At 39.3% G+C, this 16,053-nt stretch carries 16 protein-coding genes; 11 read left to right on the top strand and 5 right to left on the bottom strand.

Annotation, left to right across the window (positions count from 1 at the left end; translation table 11 throughout):
* Positions 1–53 precede the first annotated feature (53 nt).
* Positions 54–1,106, top strand: coding sequence for a branched-chain amino acid aminotransferase (locus PYW34_RS06810; RefSeq protein WP_002321517.1), 1,053 nt, complete (start codon positions 54–56; stop codon positions 1,104–1,106).
* A 109-nt stretch (positions 1,107–1,215) separates the two neighbouring features.
* Here the strand turns inward: PYW34_RS06810 and fabI are convergent, their stop codons facing one another.
* The gene (gene fabI, locus PYW34_RS06805) at positions 1,216–1,971 is read right to left on the bottom strand and encodes an enoyl-ACP reductase FabI (RefSeq protein WP_002295795.1); all 756 of its coding nucleotides are present in this window, start codon (positions 1,969–1,971) and stop codon (positions 1,216–1,218) included.
* A 219-nt stretch (positions 1,972–2,190) separates the two neighbouring features.
* On the opposite strand from fabI, the gene fabZ reads away from it, so the two are divergent.
* Positions 2,191–2,631 (top strand): 3-hydroxyacyl-ACP dehydratase FabZ, encoded by a 441-nt coding sequence (gene fabZ, locus PYW34_RS06800; RefSeq protein ID WP_002295797.1) that lies wholly within the window; start codon positions 2,191–2,193, stop codon positions 2,629–2,631.
* Between the two features lie 114 nt (positions 2,632–2,745).
* On the opposite strand, the gene PYW34_RS06795 is transcribed toward fabZ, so the two are convergent.
* Positions 2,746–3,507, bottom strand: a complete 762-nt coding sequence (locus tag PYW34_RS06795; protein WP_002295798.1) for a peptidylprolyl isomerase — start codon at positions 3,505–3,507, stop codon at positions 2,746–2,748.
* Between the two features lie 188 nt (positions 3,508–3,695).
* On the opposite strand from PYW34_RS06795, the gene PYW34_RS06790 reads away from it, so the two are divergent.
* Both PYW34_RS06790 and PYW34_RS06785 read left to right on the top strand, forming a co-directional pair.
* Complete coding sequence (locus PYW34_RS06790) at positions 3,696–4,790, top strand: DUF871 domain-containing protein (protein ID WP_002295800.1); 1,095 nt, start codon at positions 3,696–3,698, stop codon at positions 4,788–4,790.
* A 162-nt stretch (positions 4,791–4,952) separates the two neighbouring features.
* The gene (locus PYW34_RS06785) at positions 4,953–5,888 is read left to right on the top strand and encodes an alpha/beta hydrolase (RefSeq protein ID WP_002289735.1); all 936 of its coding nucleotides are present in this window, start codon (positions 4,953–4,955) and stop codon (positions 5,886–5,888) included.
* Between the two features lie 84 nt (positions 5,889–5,972).
* Here PYW34_RS06785 and gap read toward each other — a convergent pair whose 3' ends face one another.
* Positions 5,973–6,983 (bottom strand): type I glyceraldehyde-3-phosphate dehydrogenase, encoded by a 1,011-nt coding sequence (gene gap, locus PYW34_RS06780; RefSeq protein ID WP_002295802.1) that lies wholly within the window; start codon positions 6,981–6,983, stop codon positions 5,973–5,975.
* Positions 6,984–7,270: 287 nt separating this feature from the next.
* Here gap and obgE point away from each other — a divergent pair, with 287 nt between their 5' ends.
* From obgE to PYW34_RS06745, 7 genes are all read left to right on the top strand, one after another.
* Positions 7,271–8,584: a GTPase ObgE gene (obgE, locus tag PYW34_RS06775; protein ID WP_002295805.1), complete on the top strand. Its 1,314-nt coding sequence runs from the start codon at positions 7,271–7,273 to the stop codon at positions 8,582–8,584.
* A gap of 220 nt (positions 8,585–8,804) precedes the next feature.
* Positions 8,805–9,392, top strand: coding sequence for a hypothetical protein (locus PYW34_RS06770; protein WP_002295807.1), 588 nt, complete (start codon positions 8,805–8,807; stop codon positions 9,390–9,392).
* Positions 9,393–9,568: 176 nt separating this feature from the next.
* On the top strand, positions 9,569–10,510 hold the full coding sequence (gene rnz, locus PYW34_RS06765; RefSeq protein ID WP_002295809.1) for a ribonuclease Z: 942 nt from the start codon (positions 9,569–9,571) through the stop codon (positions 10,508–10,510).
* Positions 10,507–11,295 carry an SDR family NAD(P)-dependent oxidoreductase gene (locus tag PYW34_RS06760; RefSeq protein ID WP_002295810.1) on the top strand — a complete coding sequence of 263 codons (789 nt, stop codon included), beginning with the start codon at positions 10,507–10,509 and terminating at the stop codon, positions 11,293–11,295. Before rnz ends, PYW34_RS06760 begins: the two co-directional genes overlap by 4 nt.
* Positions 11,296–11,739, top strand: coding sequence for a LapA family protein (locus tag PYW34_RS06755; RefSeq protein ID WP_002303793.1), 444 nt, complete (start codon positions 11,296–11,298; stop codon positions 11,737–11,739). It begins immediately after the preceding gene.
* 141 nt (positions 11,740–11,880) lie between these two features.
* Positions 11,881–14,178: a single-stranded-DNA-specific exonuclease RecJ gene (recJ, locus tag PYW34_RS06750; RefSeq protein ID WP_002295812.1), complete on the top strand. Its 2,298-nt coding sequence runs from the start codon at positions 11,881–11,883 to the stop codon at positions 14,176–14,178.
* A 13-nt stretch (positions 14,179–14,191) separates the two neighbouring features.
* Positions 14,192–14,704, top strand: coding sequence for an adenine phosphoribosyltransferase (locus tag PYW34_RS06745; protein WP_002295813.1), 513 nt, complete (start codon positions 14,192–14,194; stop codon positions 14,702–14,704).
* Between the two features lie 288 nt (positions 14,705–14,992).
* Here PYW34_RS06745 and PYW34_RS06740 read toward each other — a convergent pair whose 3' ends face one another.
* Positions 14,993–15,211 carry a hypothetical protein gene (locus PYW34_RS06740; protein ID WP_002297436.1) on the bottom strand — a complete coding sequence of 73 codons (219 nt, stop codon included), beginning with the start codon at positions 15,209–15,211 and terminating at the stop codon, positions 14,993–14,995.
* A gap of 178 nt (positions 15,212–15,389) precedes the next feature.
* The gene (lexA, locus tag PYW34_RS06735; protein WP_002296572.1) at positions 15,390–16,013 is read right to left on the bottom strand and encodes a transcriptional repressor LexA; all 624 of its coding nucleotides are present in this window, start codon (positions 16,011–16,013) and stop codon (positions 15,390–15,392) included.
* Between the last annotated feature and the right edge of the window lie 40 nt (positions 16,014–16,053).

Here is a 16,053-nt window from a genome sequence, read left to right as displayed (position 1 = left end):
ATAACTATAATGAAGGAAAAAAGCTGAAAATAAAATGACAAATAATATGGATAATGATAAAATGTGGAGAAAATAACGAAGGTGGTAAGTATATGCAAATCGATTGGAACAATCTAGGTTTTTCTTATATCAAAACTCCTTGGCGTTTTATTGCCAAATGGAAAGACGGACAATGGGAAGAAGGAGAATTGACAGAAGATAATTACCTGACGATTCATGAAGGCTCTCCAGCGCTTCATTATGGTCAGCAATGTTTTGAAGGTCTAAAAGCTTATCGTCGAAAAGACGGCAAGGTCAATCTCTTTCGACCTGAACAAAATAGTCGACGGATGAATCAAAGTGCTAGACGATTGCTGATGCCAATGGTCCCTGAAAAGATGTTCGTTGATGCTGTCAAGCAAGTGGTAAAAGCAAATGAAGATTTTGTGCCGCCCTATGGAACAGGCGCTACATTATACTTGCGCCCTTTACTGATTGGGGTCGGTGAAAACATTGGTGTCCATCCAGCTCCAGAATATTTATTTGTCGTCTTCTGTACGCCAGTAGGAGCGTATTTCAAAGGTGGACTAAAACCAACGAATTTTATTGTATCTGATTACGATCGTGCTGCTCCTAAGGGGACTGGTGCAGCAAAAGTCGGCGGAAATTACGCAGCGAGTTTACTTCCAGGAACAGAAGCAAAAGAACTGGATTACTCAGATTGTGTTTATCTTGATCCAGCCACACATACGAAAATCGAAGAAGTAGGTGCAGCAAATTTCTTTGGAATTACAAAAGACGGAAAATTCATCACTCCGCAATCGCCCTCTATCTTACCAAGTATCACGAAATATTCCTTGTTGCAGTTAGCTGAAGAACGACTAGGACTGCAAGCAATTGAAGGAGATATTTTCATTGATGATCTAGATCAATTTGCAGAAGCTGGTGCATGTGGTACAGCGGCTGTTATTTCTCCAATCGGTGGGATTTATCACAATAACAATCTTCATGTATTTTATAGTGAAACGGAAGTAGGACCAGTAACAAAACGGTTGTATGATGAATTGACAGGTATTCAATTTGGAGACATAGAAGCACCAGAAGGCTGGATTGAAGTCGTGGAATAATTTCAAAGTAATGAGTTGAAAAAAACGTAAAAAGAAAAAATCAGGAAGAGACTTTAAAAAGTTTTTTCCTGATTTTTATATGTTTTACTTTAAAGAATGCAACAAAAGTTTATGAAAGATGGACACCTTTGTCAACGTAGATAATATCACCGATGATTCCGCTGGAAAGTGGGCTGATTAAGAAAGCACAAGCATTACCGACTTCTTCGATCGTCACACCTTGCTGATCAGGCGTACGAGATTCAGATAACTGGATCAGTTTTTGATAGTCTTTAACACCTGTGACAGCTAATGTTTTGATTGCCCCAGCTGAGATTCCATTGACCCGAATTCCTTTAGGCGAGAACTCAGCTGCCAAATAACGGATAGCAGCTTCAAGAGAAGCTTTCGCAATACCCATCATGTTATAATTCGGGATTGCGCGTTCTGAACCTAGATAAGTCATGCTAACGATCCCGCTGTTTGGTGCAAGAAACGGTTGTGCGTATTTTGATACAGCAATTAAAGAGTAGCTGCTGATATCTTGAGCTAATTGATAGCCGTCTCTGGAAATATCAGACACATTTCCGGACAATTCTTCTTTGTTGGCGTAAGCAACTGCATGGACAAGGCCGTGGATCTCCCCAGCATATTCACCGATGGCATTCATTGCTTTTTCGATGCTTTCGTCGCTAGAAACATCACATTCTACAGTGAATGCTTCTTCGCCGACCAATTTGACTAATGATTTTTTCATTCGTTCATTTTGGTAAGTATAGATAATTTCTGCCCCTTGTTTCAACATTGCTTCAGCACAACCCCAAGCAATGCTTTTTTTGTTAGCGACGCCCATAATGACGATTTTTTTTCCTTCTAGAAATGACATAATGACTCTCCTTTGTTTCTGATAAAAATTTGATAGTCGTAAAAAAATAGAGAATAATAGCTAAAATAACTTCTTGATTTCTTAATTATTAGTCAAAATGTTTTGATTGTCAAACTATTTTTTCTTAAATTAAAAAAAGATTGCTAAATATTTAGGAATATGATACTTTGATAGTCAAAGTAATGAAAATGGCAATTGCCTGAAAGAAGGAGTTTAATTATGTCTTACGTATTATCTGCTACTGAAGTAATGGAATTGATTCCTAATCGTTATCCTATTTGTTATATTGATTATGTAGATACTTTAGAACCAGGAAAAAAGATCGTTGCGACAAAAAATGTAACAATCAATGAAGATTTTTTCCAAGGTCACTTTCCTGACAATCCAGTGATGCCGGGTGCGTTGATTCTAGAAACACTGGCACAAGCAGGTTCGATACTTATCCTAAAATCAGAAGAGTTTCTAGGAAAAAGAGCTTATATCGGTGGGATCAATAAGGCCAAATTCCGTCAAAAAGTTGTTCCAGGAGATGTGCTGAAATGTCATTTTGAAATCACCAAAATGAAGGGATCAGTCGGTACAGCGTTATCTGCAGCATATGTAGATGATAAAAAAGTCTGTGAGTGCGAGTTCACGTTCATCGTCAACCAAAATGCTTGACTATAAAACCTGATATAGCAAAACAAAAGGAAGCTTACTTGCTTTTTATGTAAAAAGAAGACGCCTGAATCCTAGCATACGTTGTCATCTATGCAGGATTCAGACGTTATTTTTTTATTTTTGTTTTGCTTCTTGCAGTATATTGATTTTATCGATTTTTACTTCTTCTTTTGGTTTGTCTGAACTATCTGTTTCGATATTTGCAATAGCATCCACGACATCCATTCCTTCAATCACTTGGCCGAAGACAGTATAATGGCCATCTAGTGAAGGATAACCGCCGTTTTTATAAGCGTCGATGATTGCTTGAGGATAGTCGTCTTTTAAAAGACCATCATGCATATCATCTGTATTTTGAACGATAAAGAACTGGCTGCCGTTACTGTTAGGATCTTGTGAGCGAGCCATAGATAACGCACCTCTTATATTATAAAGGTGGTTGTTGATCTCTGTTTCAAATCCTTCTCCCCAAATGCTTTCCCCTCCAGTGCCATCGCCTTTAGGATCGCCACCTTGGATCATGAAATCTTTGATGACGCGATGGAAAGTCAGTCCGTTGTAGTAACCGTCTTTTGCATGTGTCATAAAGTTTTCAACCGCTTTTGGTGCGTATTCGGGAAATAATTTGATTTTGATTGTGCCTTTATTCGTCACCATTTCGACCAGATCTTCATTTTCGGCGACATCTTTCGTCAATTGTGGTAATTCCAATGCGTTCAAATCGACGCTACTGGCAGTCGTGCTTTCCGCAGTAGATGTACTTTTTGAACTTTCTGTAGACGAACTAGAAGAAGTCGTGTTGTTTGCAGAACAACCAGCAGCAAACAGCAATGCTGCTGCTAAACTAATACTTAAAATAACTTTATTTTTCTTCATAACTGTTCCTTTCCAATTTACTATTTTGTTATCTTTAATGATAACAAAATAGAGGGAAAATACCTACTTAAATTATTGGAATTTATCATTTATTTTAAAAGAAAAAGAAAAGGTGTAGACCATTTACTTTGTGTTTGCTATAATGTAAGTGGATACAAAAACGAAAAGATGCAGGAGGAAATGGTAATATGGGAAAATTAGGAATCTCGATTTATCCAGAACGGTCAACATTTGAAAAGGACAAAGCGTACTTGGATTTAGCTCATAAGTATGGGTATAAACGGGTTTTTACCAGTTTGCTGCAGATCAATGATGATAAAGAAAAAGTTCTTTCAGAATTTAAAGAAGTAGTTGATTACGCGAATAGCCTAGGCATGGAAGTAATGGTTGATATCAATCCAGCGTTATTTGAACAGTTGGAGATTTCTTACGATGACTTATCTTTTTTCCATAAGATGGGTGCCTACGGGGTCCGCTTAGATATCGGATTCACAGGAGCAGAAGAAGCAAAAATGACGCGCAATCCTTTTGGTATCAAAATCGAGATCAATATGAGTTCGGGCACGAATTACGTTGACAACATCATGAGTTATTCGCCAAACACGGATAATTTATTAGGTTCTCATAATTTTTATCCTCATCGATACTCTGGTTTAGGATACGAACACTTTGTTTTTTGTTCAGAAAAATTCAGAAAATATAATTTGAATACGATGGCATTCGTCAATTCGCAATCTGCTGAGTTTGGCCCTTGGCCTACGCAAGATGGCTTGTGCACGCTGGAAGACCACCGAGATCTTGAAATTGCGACACAAGTGAAGCATTTAATCCTTACAGGATTGATTGATGATATTTCTATTGGAAATGCGTACGCAAGTGAAGAAGAATTGAAAGAAATGGCAGAAGCATTTAACGCGGATTATCCAACATTGAAAGTAGATACGGAAGAAGGTATTACAGAAAACGAACGAATCTGCTTGTTTGATAACCTTCATAGTTATCGAGGGGATCGCTCAGAATATATCCTTCGTTCAACGATGACTCGTGTATACTACAAAGATAAAGATTTCCCGCCTCATAATACGCGAGATATGCATCATGGGGATGTACTGATTGACAATGAAGGGTACGGTCAATACAAAGGAGAAACACAAATCGCCTTGAAGGATATGAAAAACGACGGACGTGTCAATGTTGTAGGAAGAATCTCCGATGACGAATTATTCCTCCTTGACTTTTTGAAACCATGGTCAAGCTTTAAATTAATTGAAAATAAAAAATAGATAATTAGTTATTGCAGAAATAATCCGCTAGAAATAGCCAGTTATTTCTGCTTTTTTATTTTGTTTTTTTATAGGTTATAAAAATGAACATTGCATAGTAGAGATTCTTTGATTATACTAATTCAAGGTTATATGAAAAAAGAGAAATGAGATGGATGATTTATGAAACTTTGGATGAAAATCCTTTTAGGCGTCGCTTTAGCTCTGATTGTTGCGTTAGTGTTTGCAGGGAATTATTTTTATAATTATGCTGTTGTGCCTTCTGAGAAAGACTTTTTAGACGAAGATACACCTGGTACAACACAGACATCCAAAGAAACGGATGCACATAAATGGTTTAGTTCAAAAGAAAACCGAAGCGATTGGACCATCACTTCAAAAGACGGTCTGAAATTATCAGCGATTTATCTTCCTGCTGAAACGAAAAGTGAAAAAACAGCTCTTGTGGCTCATGGCTATATGGGAAACGCTGAAACGATGACCAATTACGCAAAGATGTTTCATGATATGGGTTACAATGTCCTTGTTCCTGATGCAAGAGGACATGGAAAAAGCGAAGGGGATTACATTGGATTTGGATGGCCAGAGCGTAAAGACTATGTACAGTGGATAAACAAAGTGCTAGAAAACAATGGAAAATCGCAAGAAATCGTTCTATACGGTGTCAGCATGGGAGCAGCAACAGTTATGATGACTAGCGGAGAAAAACTACCAGATAATGTGAAAGCAATCATTGAAGATTGCGGTTATTCTTCCGTTCATGATGAGCTTGCTTATCAGCTAGACGATATGTTTAGTCTTCCAGCATTTCCGCTTATGCAAGTAACGAGTCTAGTGACAAAAGTCCGTGCTGGCTACTTTTTCGGTGAAGCAAATGCAGTGGAACAATTGAAGAAAAACCAGCGCCCAATGCTCTTTATACATGGAGACGAAGATACATTTGTACCATTTGAAATGTTAGATAAGGTCTATCGTGCAACGAAGGGACCAAAAGAAAAGTATGTTGTAAAAGGAGCCGAGCATGCGGAAGCATACAAGACAGACCCTGAAAAATATCAGCAAGTAGTCCAACAATTTTTAAGCCAATATGTTCATTGAACGAGTTTAAAAGTAGGGGATGAAAAGAAAGAAGCCTTTGACTGGATCCAGTCAAAGGCTTCTTTTATCGATTGATCTATCAAATTACAAATTAGCGAATTTTTCTAGTAAGCGAATCATTTGGCAAGTAAATCCATATTCATTGTCATACCATGCAACAGTTTTAACAAGTTGGAAATCACCAGCAGTTGTTACTTCTGTTTGCGTTGGGTCAAAGATCGAACCTTGAGTTGTTCCAATGACATCGCTAGAAACGATTTGACGGTCATCATACCCGAATGAAGGATTGTCAACTGTGTGTTTTTTGATTGCTTCGTTTACTTGATCAGCAGTTACTTTTGTTTTCAACACTGAAACCAATTCAGTTAATGAACCATCAACGACTGGAACACGTTGTGCGTGTCCTTGTAATTTTCCTTGTAGCTCAGGGATAACTAAGCCGATTGCTTTCGCAGCACCAGTAGAATGTGGGATAGTATTGTCAGCAGCTGAACGAGCAGCACGCAAATTACCGCCTTTTACAGGTCCATCTAAGAGCATTTGTGTGGAAGTGTAGGCATGAACTGTTGTCATTGTACCAACTTCGATCCCAAATTCATTATTTAAGAAATAAGCCATAGGTGCTAAACAGTTTGTTGTACATGAACCTGCTGAGATGATTTTGTCGTTTTCATCTAATGTATCATCATTGACGTTATAGACGATGGTTTTCATAGCACCAGCTGGGGCAGAAATAACTACTCGTTTGACACCAGCATCTAAATGCGCTTTTGCTTTTTCTTCAGATGTATAAAAACCAGTACATTCTAGTACGATATCTACACCGTTTTCTTTTACCCAAGGGATTTTGCTTGCGTCGGGTTCTGCATAAACACGAGTTGCTTCGCCATCCACTACGATTGAGTCTTCTGTTGCAGTAACTGTGCCAGGATAAGTACCATGAGTAGAGTCAAATTGCAATAATTGTGCTAACATAGTTGGACTTGTTAAGTCGTTGATTGCTACTACTTCAATATCATCTGAGACTTCTTTGATGCGGCGGAAAGCCAGACGGCCAATACGCCCAAATCCGTTAATACCTACTTTTACTGTCATATCAAAAGTTCCTCCTTTATTAGGGGTGCTGTGAAACGGCATCCTCAATTAATACAATTAATACACTGTTATTCTGCTACGCAAAGAATATTTTGTCAAAAAATTATACTTGGTAGCAGAAAAAAGGTTGGAAACCTTACCAAATGATAAAAAAAGAAGAAGGTAAACAATCTTTTTGCTGAAATGATAGACAAAATCAGATTTCACCGATAAAATAAGTAAGACTTTTGTTTATTGTGGAAATTCAGGCAGTCAAATAAATAAATGAATAATAGGAGGACTTAATTATGTCCATGTTTTTAGATCAAGTAACGATCGATGTGAAAGCTGGCAAGGGCGGAGACGGAATGGTTGCATTTCGTCGCGAAAAATACGTTCCTGACGGCGGACCGGCTGGCGGAGACGGTGGTCGTGGCGGCGATGTCATCTTGATCGTCGATGAAGGGTTACGTACATTGATGGATTTTCGGTTCAATCGCCATTTCAAAGCGCAGCCAGGTGAAAATGGGATGAGTAAAGGGATGCACGGTCGTGGTTCAGAAGATACCTATGTTAAAGTACCACAAGGAACCACTGTCCGAGATGCGGAGACTGGTGCTCTTTTAGGAGATTTAATTGAAAATGGTCAAACACTAGTTGTGGCAAAAGGTGGACGCGGTGGACGAGGGAATATCCGTTTTGCCTCTCCTCGGAATCCTGCACCGGAAATTGCTGAAAACGGTGAACCAGGACAAGAGCGAAAAATCGAACTAGAATTGAAAGTATTGGCAGACGTTGGACTTGTAGGTTTTCCATCTGTCGGGAAATCGACTTTACTATCCGTTATTTCATCTGCTCGTCCAAAAATCGGCGCTTATCATTTCACGACGCTCGTCCCTAATCTAGGAATGGTTACTACAAGTGATGGCAGAAGTTTTGCCGCAGCAGACTTGCCAGGCTTGATTGAAGGAGCTTCGCAAGGTGTTGGGCTGGGTACACAATTCCTTCGTCATATCGAAAGAACACGAGTAATTTTACATGTGATCGATATGAGTGGGATGGAAGGACGAGATCCTTATGAAGACTATCTTGCCATCAACAAAGAATTATCTACTTATAACTTACGCTTGCTAGAGCGTCCGCAAATCATCGTGGCAAACAAAATGGATATGCCGGATGCACAGGAAAATCTAGTGAAATTCAAAGAACAGCTGAACAAGGAAAAAGAAGATGAATTTGCTGATGACATCCCAGTATTTCCAATTTCTGGAGTGACTCGACAAGGATTGGACGCATTATTGAATGCTACAGCAGATTTGTTAGAAGTAACGCCAGAATTCCCATTGTACGAAGAAGAACTGGAAGAAGAAACTGTACACTATGGATTCAATCCAGAAGGTCCTGAGTTCCAAATCGATCGTGATTCAGATGCAACGTGGATCTTATCTGGTGAGAAGATCGAAAAATTATTCCAAATGACAAATTTCGATCATGATGAAACAGTGATGCGTTTTGCTCGTCAATTACGTGGTATGGGTGTGGATGAAGCTCTTCGGGCACGCGGTGCGAAAGATGGCGACCTTGTACGTATCGGTGAGTTTGAATTTGAATTTGTCGAATAGGCAAGCAAATAAAAACAAATACCAAAAAATATAGATTCAGATTTAAGGGAGGTTGTGACAGAAGTGGTCAGCTTCAAGAACGCCGTTTATTCGGAAAAAGGAGCTGTGATACGACTTTTGTCACAGCCCTATTTTATTGGAAAAAAAGAGTGCTTTTCTTTTCTTATTTTACAATTAAAGGTAAAATAAATAACAAGAAGGTATGAAAGGGGCGTTTTTAATGAGCAAACGAGTAATCATTTTAAATTTTCAAGTAGAAAGCCAGGCATATCAGGCATTTTCAGAAATCAAAAAGTTACATGCTGTTCGTTCGATTAAAGGAGAACAGATGGCAGTTGTCAGCCATGATCCTAATGGGACACATCAATTCAAAATAGAAGATTTTATCGACTTTACCGGTAATAACAAATCTTCTACGGGTGGATTAATCGGAATGTTGGTTGGTGTATTAGGTGGTCCGCTAGGGATTTTATTAGGATGGTTTGCCGGAGGAATGATCGGTGCGACACAAGATGCCAAAGAAATAAAAGATGCCCAGACCGTGTTCGACTTTGTAGGAAATAAAATCGGTGAAGGAGCTACAGGACTGATCTTGATTGCTGATGAAGAGGACAATCGCCCACTGAATCAATTGGTAATGATGGAATTAGGCGGAGAAATTACCCGCTTGGATTATGAAGATGTCGAAAAAGATGTGCATGATGCGAAAGAAGCTGAAAATCATGCGAAAGAAGCTGCACAAAAGACTTGGAAGGACAAACATCCGCAAACTTCCAACGACAATGAAAGTTCTGGATCTTCAAATTAATAAAAAACAGCAGAGGATCTCAAACGGGTTCGCTGCTGTTTTTATAGTAATTTTCAAAGAAAACGCTATCGCTTTAGAACGTTATTTTTAATTTGAACCCATTCTCGACTTACGGTTGATTATCCCTTCTTTTTACCCTAAAATTAAAGAGGAACTTAAAGAAAGTCAGGTAGATTATGGAATTACAATTTTTAGGAACAGGTGCAGGTGTTCCTGCAAAACATAGAAATGTGACAAGTATAGCATTGAAACTTTTAGACGAGCGCAATGAAGTTTGGTTGTTCGACTGTGGCGAAGGCACGCAAATGCAGATTTTGCGAACGACTATTCGTCCGAGAAAAATCGGTAAAATTTTCATTACACATTTACACGGCGATCATATTTTTGGACTTCCCGGGCTCATCAGCAGCCGGTCATTTCAAGGTGGGGATACGCCATTAGAGATTTACGGGCCAAAAGGGATAGAGGAATACATAAAAGTCTCTTTAGGTATTTCGCAAACGCGTTTAAGTTATCCGCTGAAATTCATTGAGCTAAATGAAACAGCCCCGATTTTTACTGATCAGCAATTTTCTGTTTATACAAAAAAACTAAATCATGGGATCGACAGTTTTGGTTATCGTGTGGTTGAACATGATCATAAAGGAGAATTGCAGGTGGATCGTCTAAAAGAATTAGGTATTCCAGCTGGACCACTGTACGGCAAACTGAAGCAAGGTGAAACGATCCAACTAGAAGATGGGCGGACGATCAATGGAAAAGATTTCGTAGGTCCAGATAAAAAAGGACGAATCGTGACTATTTTAGGCGATACGAGAAAAACACATAATTCCGTTGTGCTTGCGGAAAATAGCGATATTCTGGTACATGAAAGCACATTTAATAAAGATGAAGCAAGAATGGCGCACAACTATTTCCATTCCACGACTCATCAAGCTGCTGAAGTTGCAAAAGAAGCGCAGGCAAAACGGCTGCTACTTACTCATATTAGTGCGAGATATTTAGGAAAAGCAGCTTTAGAGCTTGAAAAAGAAGCACAAGAAGTGTTTGAAAACACGACGATCATGAAAGATTTTGATAGCATTGAGATTCCATTTCGCGAGGAGGAAGAGGCATGAATTTAGAAGATAAAGTTGTTTTAGTAACAGGTAGTTCAGGCGGTCTGGGCGCACAAATCTGTTATGAAGCAGCAAAGCAAGGAGCAATCGTTATAAGTTGCGCACGAAGAATGGCATTTGTAGAAGGTGTCAGAGACGAGTGCAGACGCTTGAGCGGCAAAGAGGCTTATGCTTTCAAGGTAGACGTCAGCAATCCTGAAAGCGTGGACGAATTATATGAAAAGGTGATGGAAGAAGTCGGGCGCGTCGATATTCTGGTAAACAATGCGGGTTTTGGGATTTTCGAAGACTTCCTTACATTCGACCTTGGAAAAGCATACGATATGTTTGAAGTCAACATCTTAGGAATGATGGTTTTGACACAAAAATTTGCGATCGATATGGCAGAAAGAAGACAAGGTCATATCATTAATATCGCGTCTATGGCTGGAAAAATGGCAACTGCAAAATCAACGGTTTATTCTGCCACGAAATTTGCAGTCCTTGGCTTCTCCAACGCTTTGCGATTAGAATTGAAACCACTTGGCGTAGCTGTTACGACAGTGAATCCAGGTCCAATCGAGACAGATTTCTTCGATAAGGCTGATCCAAGCGGAAGCTATTTGGAAAAAGTCGGACAAATCGTTTTAGAACCTGCCAAGTTGGCAAAAATGATCGTCCGCAATATGAGACATCCAAAACGGGAAATCAATCAACCGTTTATTTTAGAAGTTGCATCAAAATTTTATACGCTGTTTCCAACGATTGGTGATTATTTAGCCAGCGGAATTTTTAACAAAAAGTAGGTGAAGGAATTGAAAAAGCAAAGCAATGTGATTCTTGGATTTGTTTTAGTTTTGATTATTGTTCTTTTTGCTGTATTAAACAATAAAAATGTTCCTGTAAGTTTTGGCTTCACTTCCTTTTCTGCGCCATTGATCTTAGTGATCATCGGTTCTGCGCTGATTGGTGCACTGATTGTATTTTTGACTGCTTCGGCAACACTATGGCAGCAAAAAAAGCAAATCAAACAGCTGACTCAGGAAATGTCAGAATATCAAACAGAACTTCAAAAGAAAATTGAAGAAGCAAAAGAAGAACAGCAACGCGAGTTTAGAAACGAACGTGCGGAGTTGGAAGCTGCTTATCAGGCGGAGTTACAAGCGAAAACCGCACAAATCAGTCAATTGAAAGCGCCGGAAGAACAAAAAACTCAATCGCCCAAACAAAGCTTCAATTATTTTGACTAATAGGGATATTTCATAAATGGTCGTACAAAAGATCAGGTCCTGCTGAACATCTGTCTAGCGGATCTGATCTGTTTTTATTCTTTCTTTCTGCTTTTTTTTGCTGATTTCCTTTGCTATAATAACTAAGTTAGGAGTGAGAAAGTGAGACAAGCAAATTTTGATTGGAAGTTAAGCGAGACAGAGCCTTCTGAATCCTTTCTCCAAATGATCCGTGAACTGAAATTATCTCCATTTGTCGGTAAGTTACTGTGGCAAAGAGGTTACCATGAGGAAAAGGATATCAACCGATTTTTACATCCAAAGGAACAAGAATTACATGATCCGTATCTGATGCACGATATGGATAAAGCAATCAGCCGAATCCAAGAAGCTGTAATCAGTGGAGAAAAAATCCTCGTTTACGGTGATTATGACGCAGATGGGATCACCAGTGCAACGGTAATGAAAGAAACACTGGAATTACTTGGTGCAGAAGTAGAAGTATTCCTGCCAAATCGATTTGAGCATGGGTATGGACCAAACCAATCGGTATACCAAGAAAAGATCGAAGAAGGAATCCAGTTGATCATCACTGTTGATAACGGGGTAGCAGGAAATGATGCGGTAGCATACGCTCAGCAAGCTGGTGTAGACGTGATCATTACAGATCATCACGAACTACCTGAGAATTTACCAGACGCTTATGCGATTGTTCACCCTCGTCATCCAGCGGGGCACTATCCATTTCCAGATTTGGCAGGAGTCGGAGTAGCATTCAAAGTAGCTTCTGCATTATTGGAAGAACCGCCTGTAGAATTTTTGGATTTAGTAGCGATAGGAACGATCGCCGATTTAGTTTCATTGACTGATGAGAATCGAATCCTTGTTTCATTAGGAATCGATGCCATTCATCATTCAGAACGGATAGGACTTCAGGCACTATTTGAAGAAAGCGGCGTAAAAATGAGGGACGCAGACGAAACAACGATCGGTTTTTCGATTGCTCCCAGACTAAATGCAATCGGTCGGATGGGCGATCCACGTCCTGCCGTCTCGTTACTTGCGACGTTTGATGAAGAGGAAGCATCCGTTCAAGCAAAAAAATTGAATGAGATCAATGAAGAAAGAAAAGCAATCGTAGAGCAGATAACACAAGAAGCATTAGCGATGGTCAATAAGGAGAATCATATCCATCTATTGGTAAACCGAGGATGGCATGAAGGCGTTTTGGGCATTGTTGCTGGGAAAATAATGAATGAAACGGGTAAACCAACGCTTGTCCTTACTTTAAAAGAAGATGGATCAGCTAAAGGATCTGGACGTAGTATTGAAGCCTTGAATCTTTTTGAAATGCTTGACCAGATGCGAGATTTATTTACTTACTTCGGAGGACATCATGCAGCAGTCGGTTTAACGATGCCAAGTGAAAATGTCACTATACTACAGGAGAAGATGAACCAATATATAGTCGATCATCAAATTGACTTGATGAGAGGGCCTGAGTTGAGAATTGATGAAGTATTGCTGCCAAATGAAGTAACAGTAGAGCGAATTGATGAGCTGAAACTATTGGCGCCATTTGGTACGGATAATCCTTTGCCTCAGTTTTTATTTCGACAAGTCCAAGCAGAAAATATCAAAAGAATCGGAGCAAACCAACAGCATCTGAAATTTGTCCTTTCCGATGCATCGAGTCAGCTTGATGCGGTCGCTTTTGGTTTTGGTACTCAAGAAGAAGAACTGCTGAATAATCAGGTAGATGTGGTAGGAAAGCTTTCGATCAATGAATGGAACGGGCGTAAGAAACCGCAGCTGATGGTATCTGATTTTTCTGTGGGTGGTCTGCAAGTATTTGATTGGCGGGCAAAACGTTTCCGTGAACAGAGCCGAAGGTCGGAAGGTAGCCTTTATTTAGCATTTGATTCTTCGACGTTGAAATTCGTGCCTGAGATTATCCAGGAAGCTGCGATTGTTTTCGAAGGACTAGATTCTGTAAAGGCAATAATTGAAAAAAGAAAACCGAACTCTCTAGTTGTTATGGATTGTCCAGATGATTTAGCGGATCTGAAAGAAGTTTTTCGGTCTTATTCATTCAATCGTGTTTATCTGATGGGGATTTCACCTGATGAGGCCTATTTGAATGGGGTAGGCACAAGAGAACAGTACGCAAAATTGTTTAAATTGATCCATTCTCAAGAACGAATTGATATACGTCATAAAATAAAAGCAATAGCTCAATATTTGCGTATCCCTGAAAAATTATTAATTTTTATGATACAGGTGTTTTTTGAATTGAAATTTGTTACAATAGAGAACGGTGTTTTACAAAAAGTCGCTAGCCCAGAAAGTCATCCTTTGACTGAGAGCAGATTATACCAGCGGCGGCTCAATAAAATCAAAGTTGAGGAATTTTTGCTTTTGAGCGATATTCCTACCATAAAGAAATGGTTAACAACCTAGGAGGAAACAAAGAGTGGATTTAAAAGATTATATTGCCAGTATTCCCGACTATCCGTCAAAAGGAATTGTGTTTCGAGATATTTCCCCACTGATGGCAGATGGTGACGCTTATCGGGAAGCTACTAAACAAATCGTAAATTATGCAAAAGAAAAACGAATTGATATGGTAGTTGGGCCAGAAGCCCGTGGATTCATCGTAGGATGTCCTGTTGCTTATGAGTTAGGAGTCGGTTTTGCCCCAGTCCGCAAAAAAGGGAAGTTACCTCGAGAAACCATCGAAGTGACTTATGGATTAGAATATGGAACAGATACATTGACATTGCATAAGGATGCCATTAAACCAGGTCAACGTGTGCTGATTTGTGACGATTTGCTAGCTACTGGAGGAACAATCAAAGCGACGATCGAACTGATCGAACAATTAGGCGGTGTAGTCGTAGGCTGCGCATTTTTGATCGAATTGATGGATCTCCATGGACGCGACAAAATCAAAGGATATGACATCATTACATTAATGGAATATTAAGCAGAAAAAAGAAGCTATTCTTGATGTTATTCTTAAAGAAGCGATTTTAAAGCGACCCTCAAAAGTCAGATTCTCTATCTGACTTTTGAGGGTCGCTATTTTTTTATAAATGGAAACAAGCAAAGACCAGTAGAAGTTTAAAAAATCACTTTTTCCGCAATTTGACTTAATACCGAAAAAATGGCTTTAGAACACCGTTTATTCGAAAAAAGGATGTGACCGATTTTTTGTCACACCCCCGTAAAAGTTTAACTTCTTGTCTTTTGAATAATTAGCAGTCAATCCTTATTATGATTGCCTGGATCTGTAGTAGGGCTCATGATAGAAATGATCTTCATGAATTCTGCGCCGCTCAGATTGACGGTACTTCTTTTCATCCCACAACATGAACCACAAAGTAAATAACGGAACAAACACAAGTAAAGCTGGACGTATGCCGAAATTACCAATAATAATACCTAAAAACAAAACAGTTAATACTAAGCCAAGACGTCTCATTGATTTCATGAATTCTCACCTCGTTAATTTATGCGAACAATTGTTCGTATATTTAGTATACGAATATTTGTTCGGTTTGTAAAGAGGGAAGTGATAAAAATTTGAAAGAAGAAGAACCCGGGCGAAAAAAGAGTTTGAGACCATCGTCTCAAACTCTTTTTAAAAAGTTTTCTTTTATTAGTAGCAATTAATAGATATGACTACGATAAAGTCCTACTACTCGTCCTAATATAGATACTTGATCTAAGATGATTGGTTCGAGCAAGTCGTTTTCAGGCTGCAGACGGAAAAAGTTTTTTTCTTTATAGAATCGTTTGCAAGTCGCTTCGTCCTCGGCAGTCATTGCAATGACAATATCGCCATTTTGAGCAGTTTCTTGCTTCCGAACGATCACGTTGTCACCATCCAAGATCCCAGCATTGATCATACTATCTCCACGAATTGTCAGCATAAAGAGACTGCCTTCTTCGGAAGAAAGATTAGGAGGGATTGGAAAGAAGTCTGAAGCATCCTCTACTGCTAAAATGGGTTCTCCAGCTGTTACGACGCCAAGTACTGGAATAGTTGTTGGACGAATCCCAATCTTTTCTAAACCTTGTTTTGTCAACTCGATTGCACGAGGTTTCGTCGGATCTCTTTGGATAAACCCTTTTTTTTCAAGCCGTGCAAGATGACCGTGAACAGTAGAAGTAGAAGAAAGCTGAACAGCTTCCCCGATTTCACGGACAGTTGGCGGGTATCCTTTTTGGGTTACTTGTTCATGGATATATCGTAAGACTTCGATTTGTCTTGATTCAGTTTGTCGGGCCACAAGGTACACCTTCTTTCACTTGATAAATAGATAGTACCAT

The organism is Enterococcus faecium, from assembly GCF_029023785.1.
Classification (GTDB): Bacteria; Bacillota; Bacilli; order Lactobacillales; family Enterococcaceae; genus Enterococcus_B; species Enterococcus_B faecium.
This window is presented reverse-complemented; position numbering and strand designations above follow the sequence as displayed.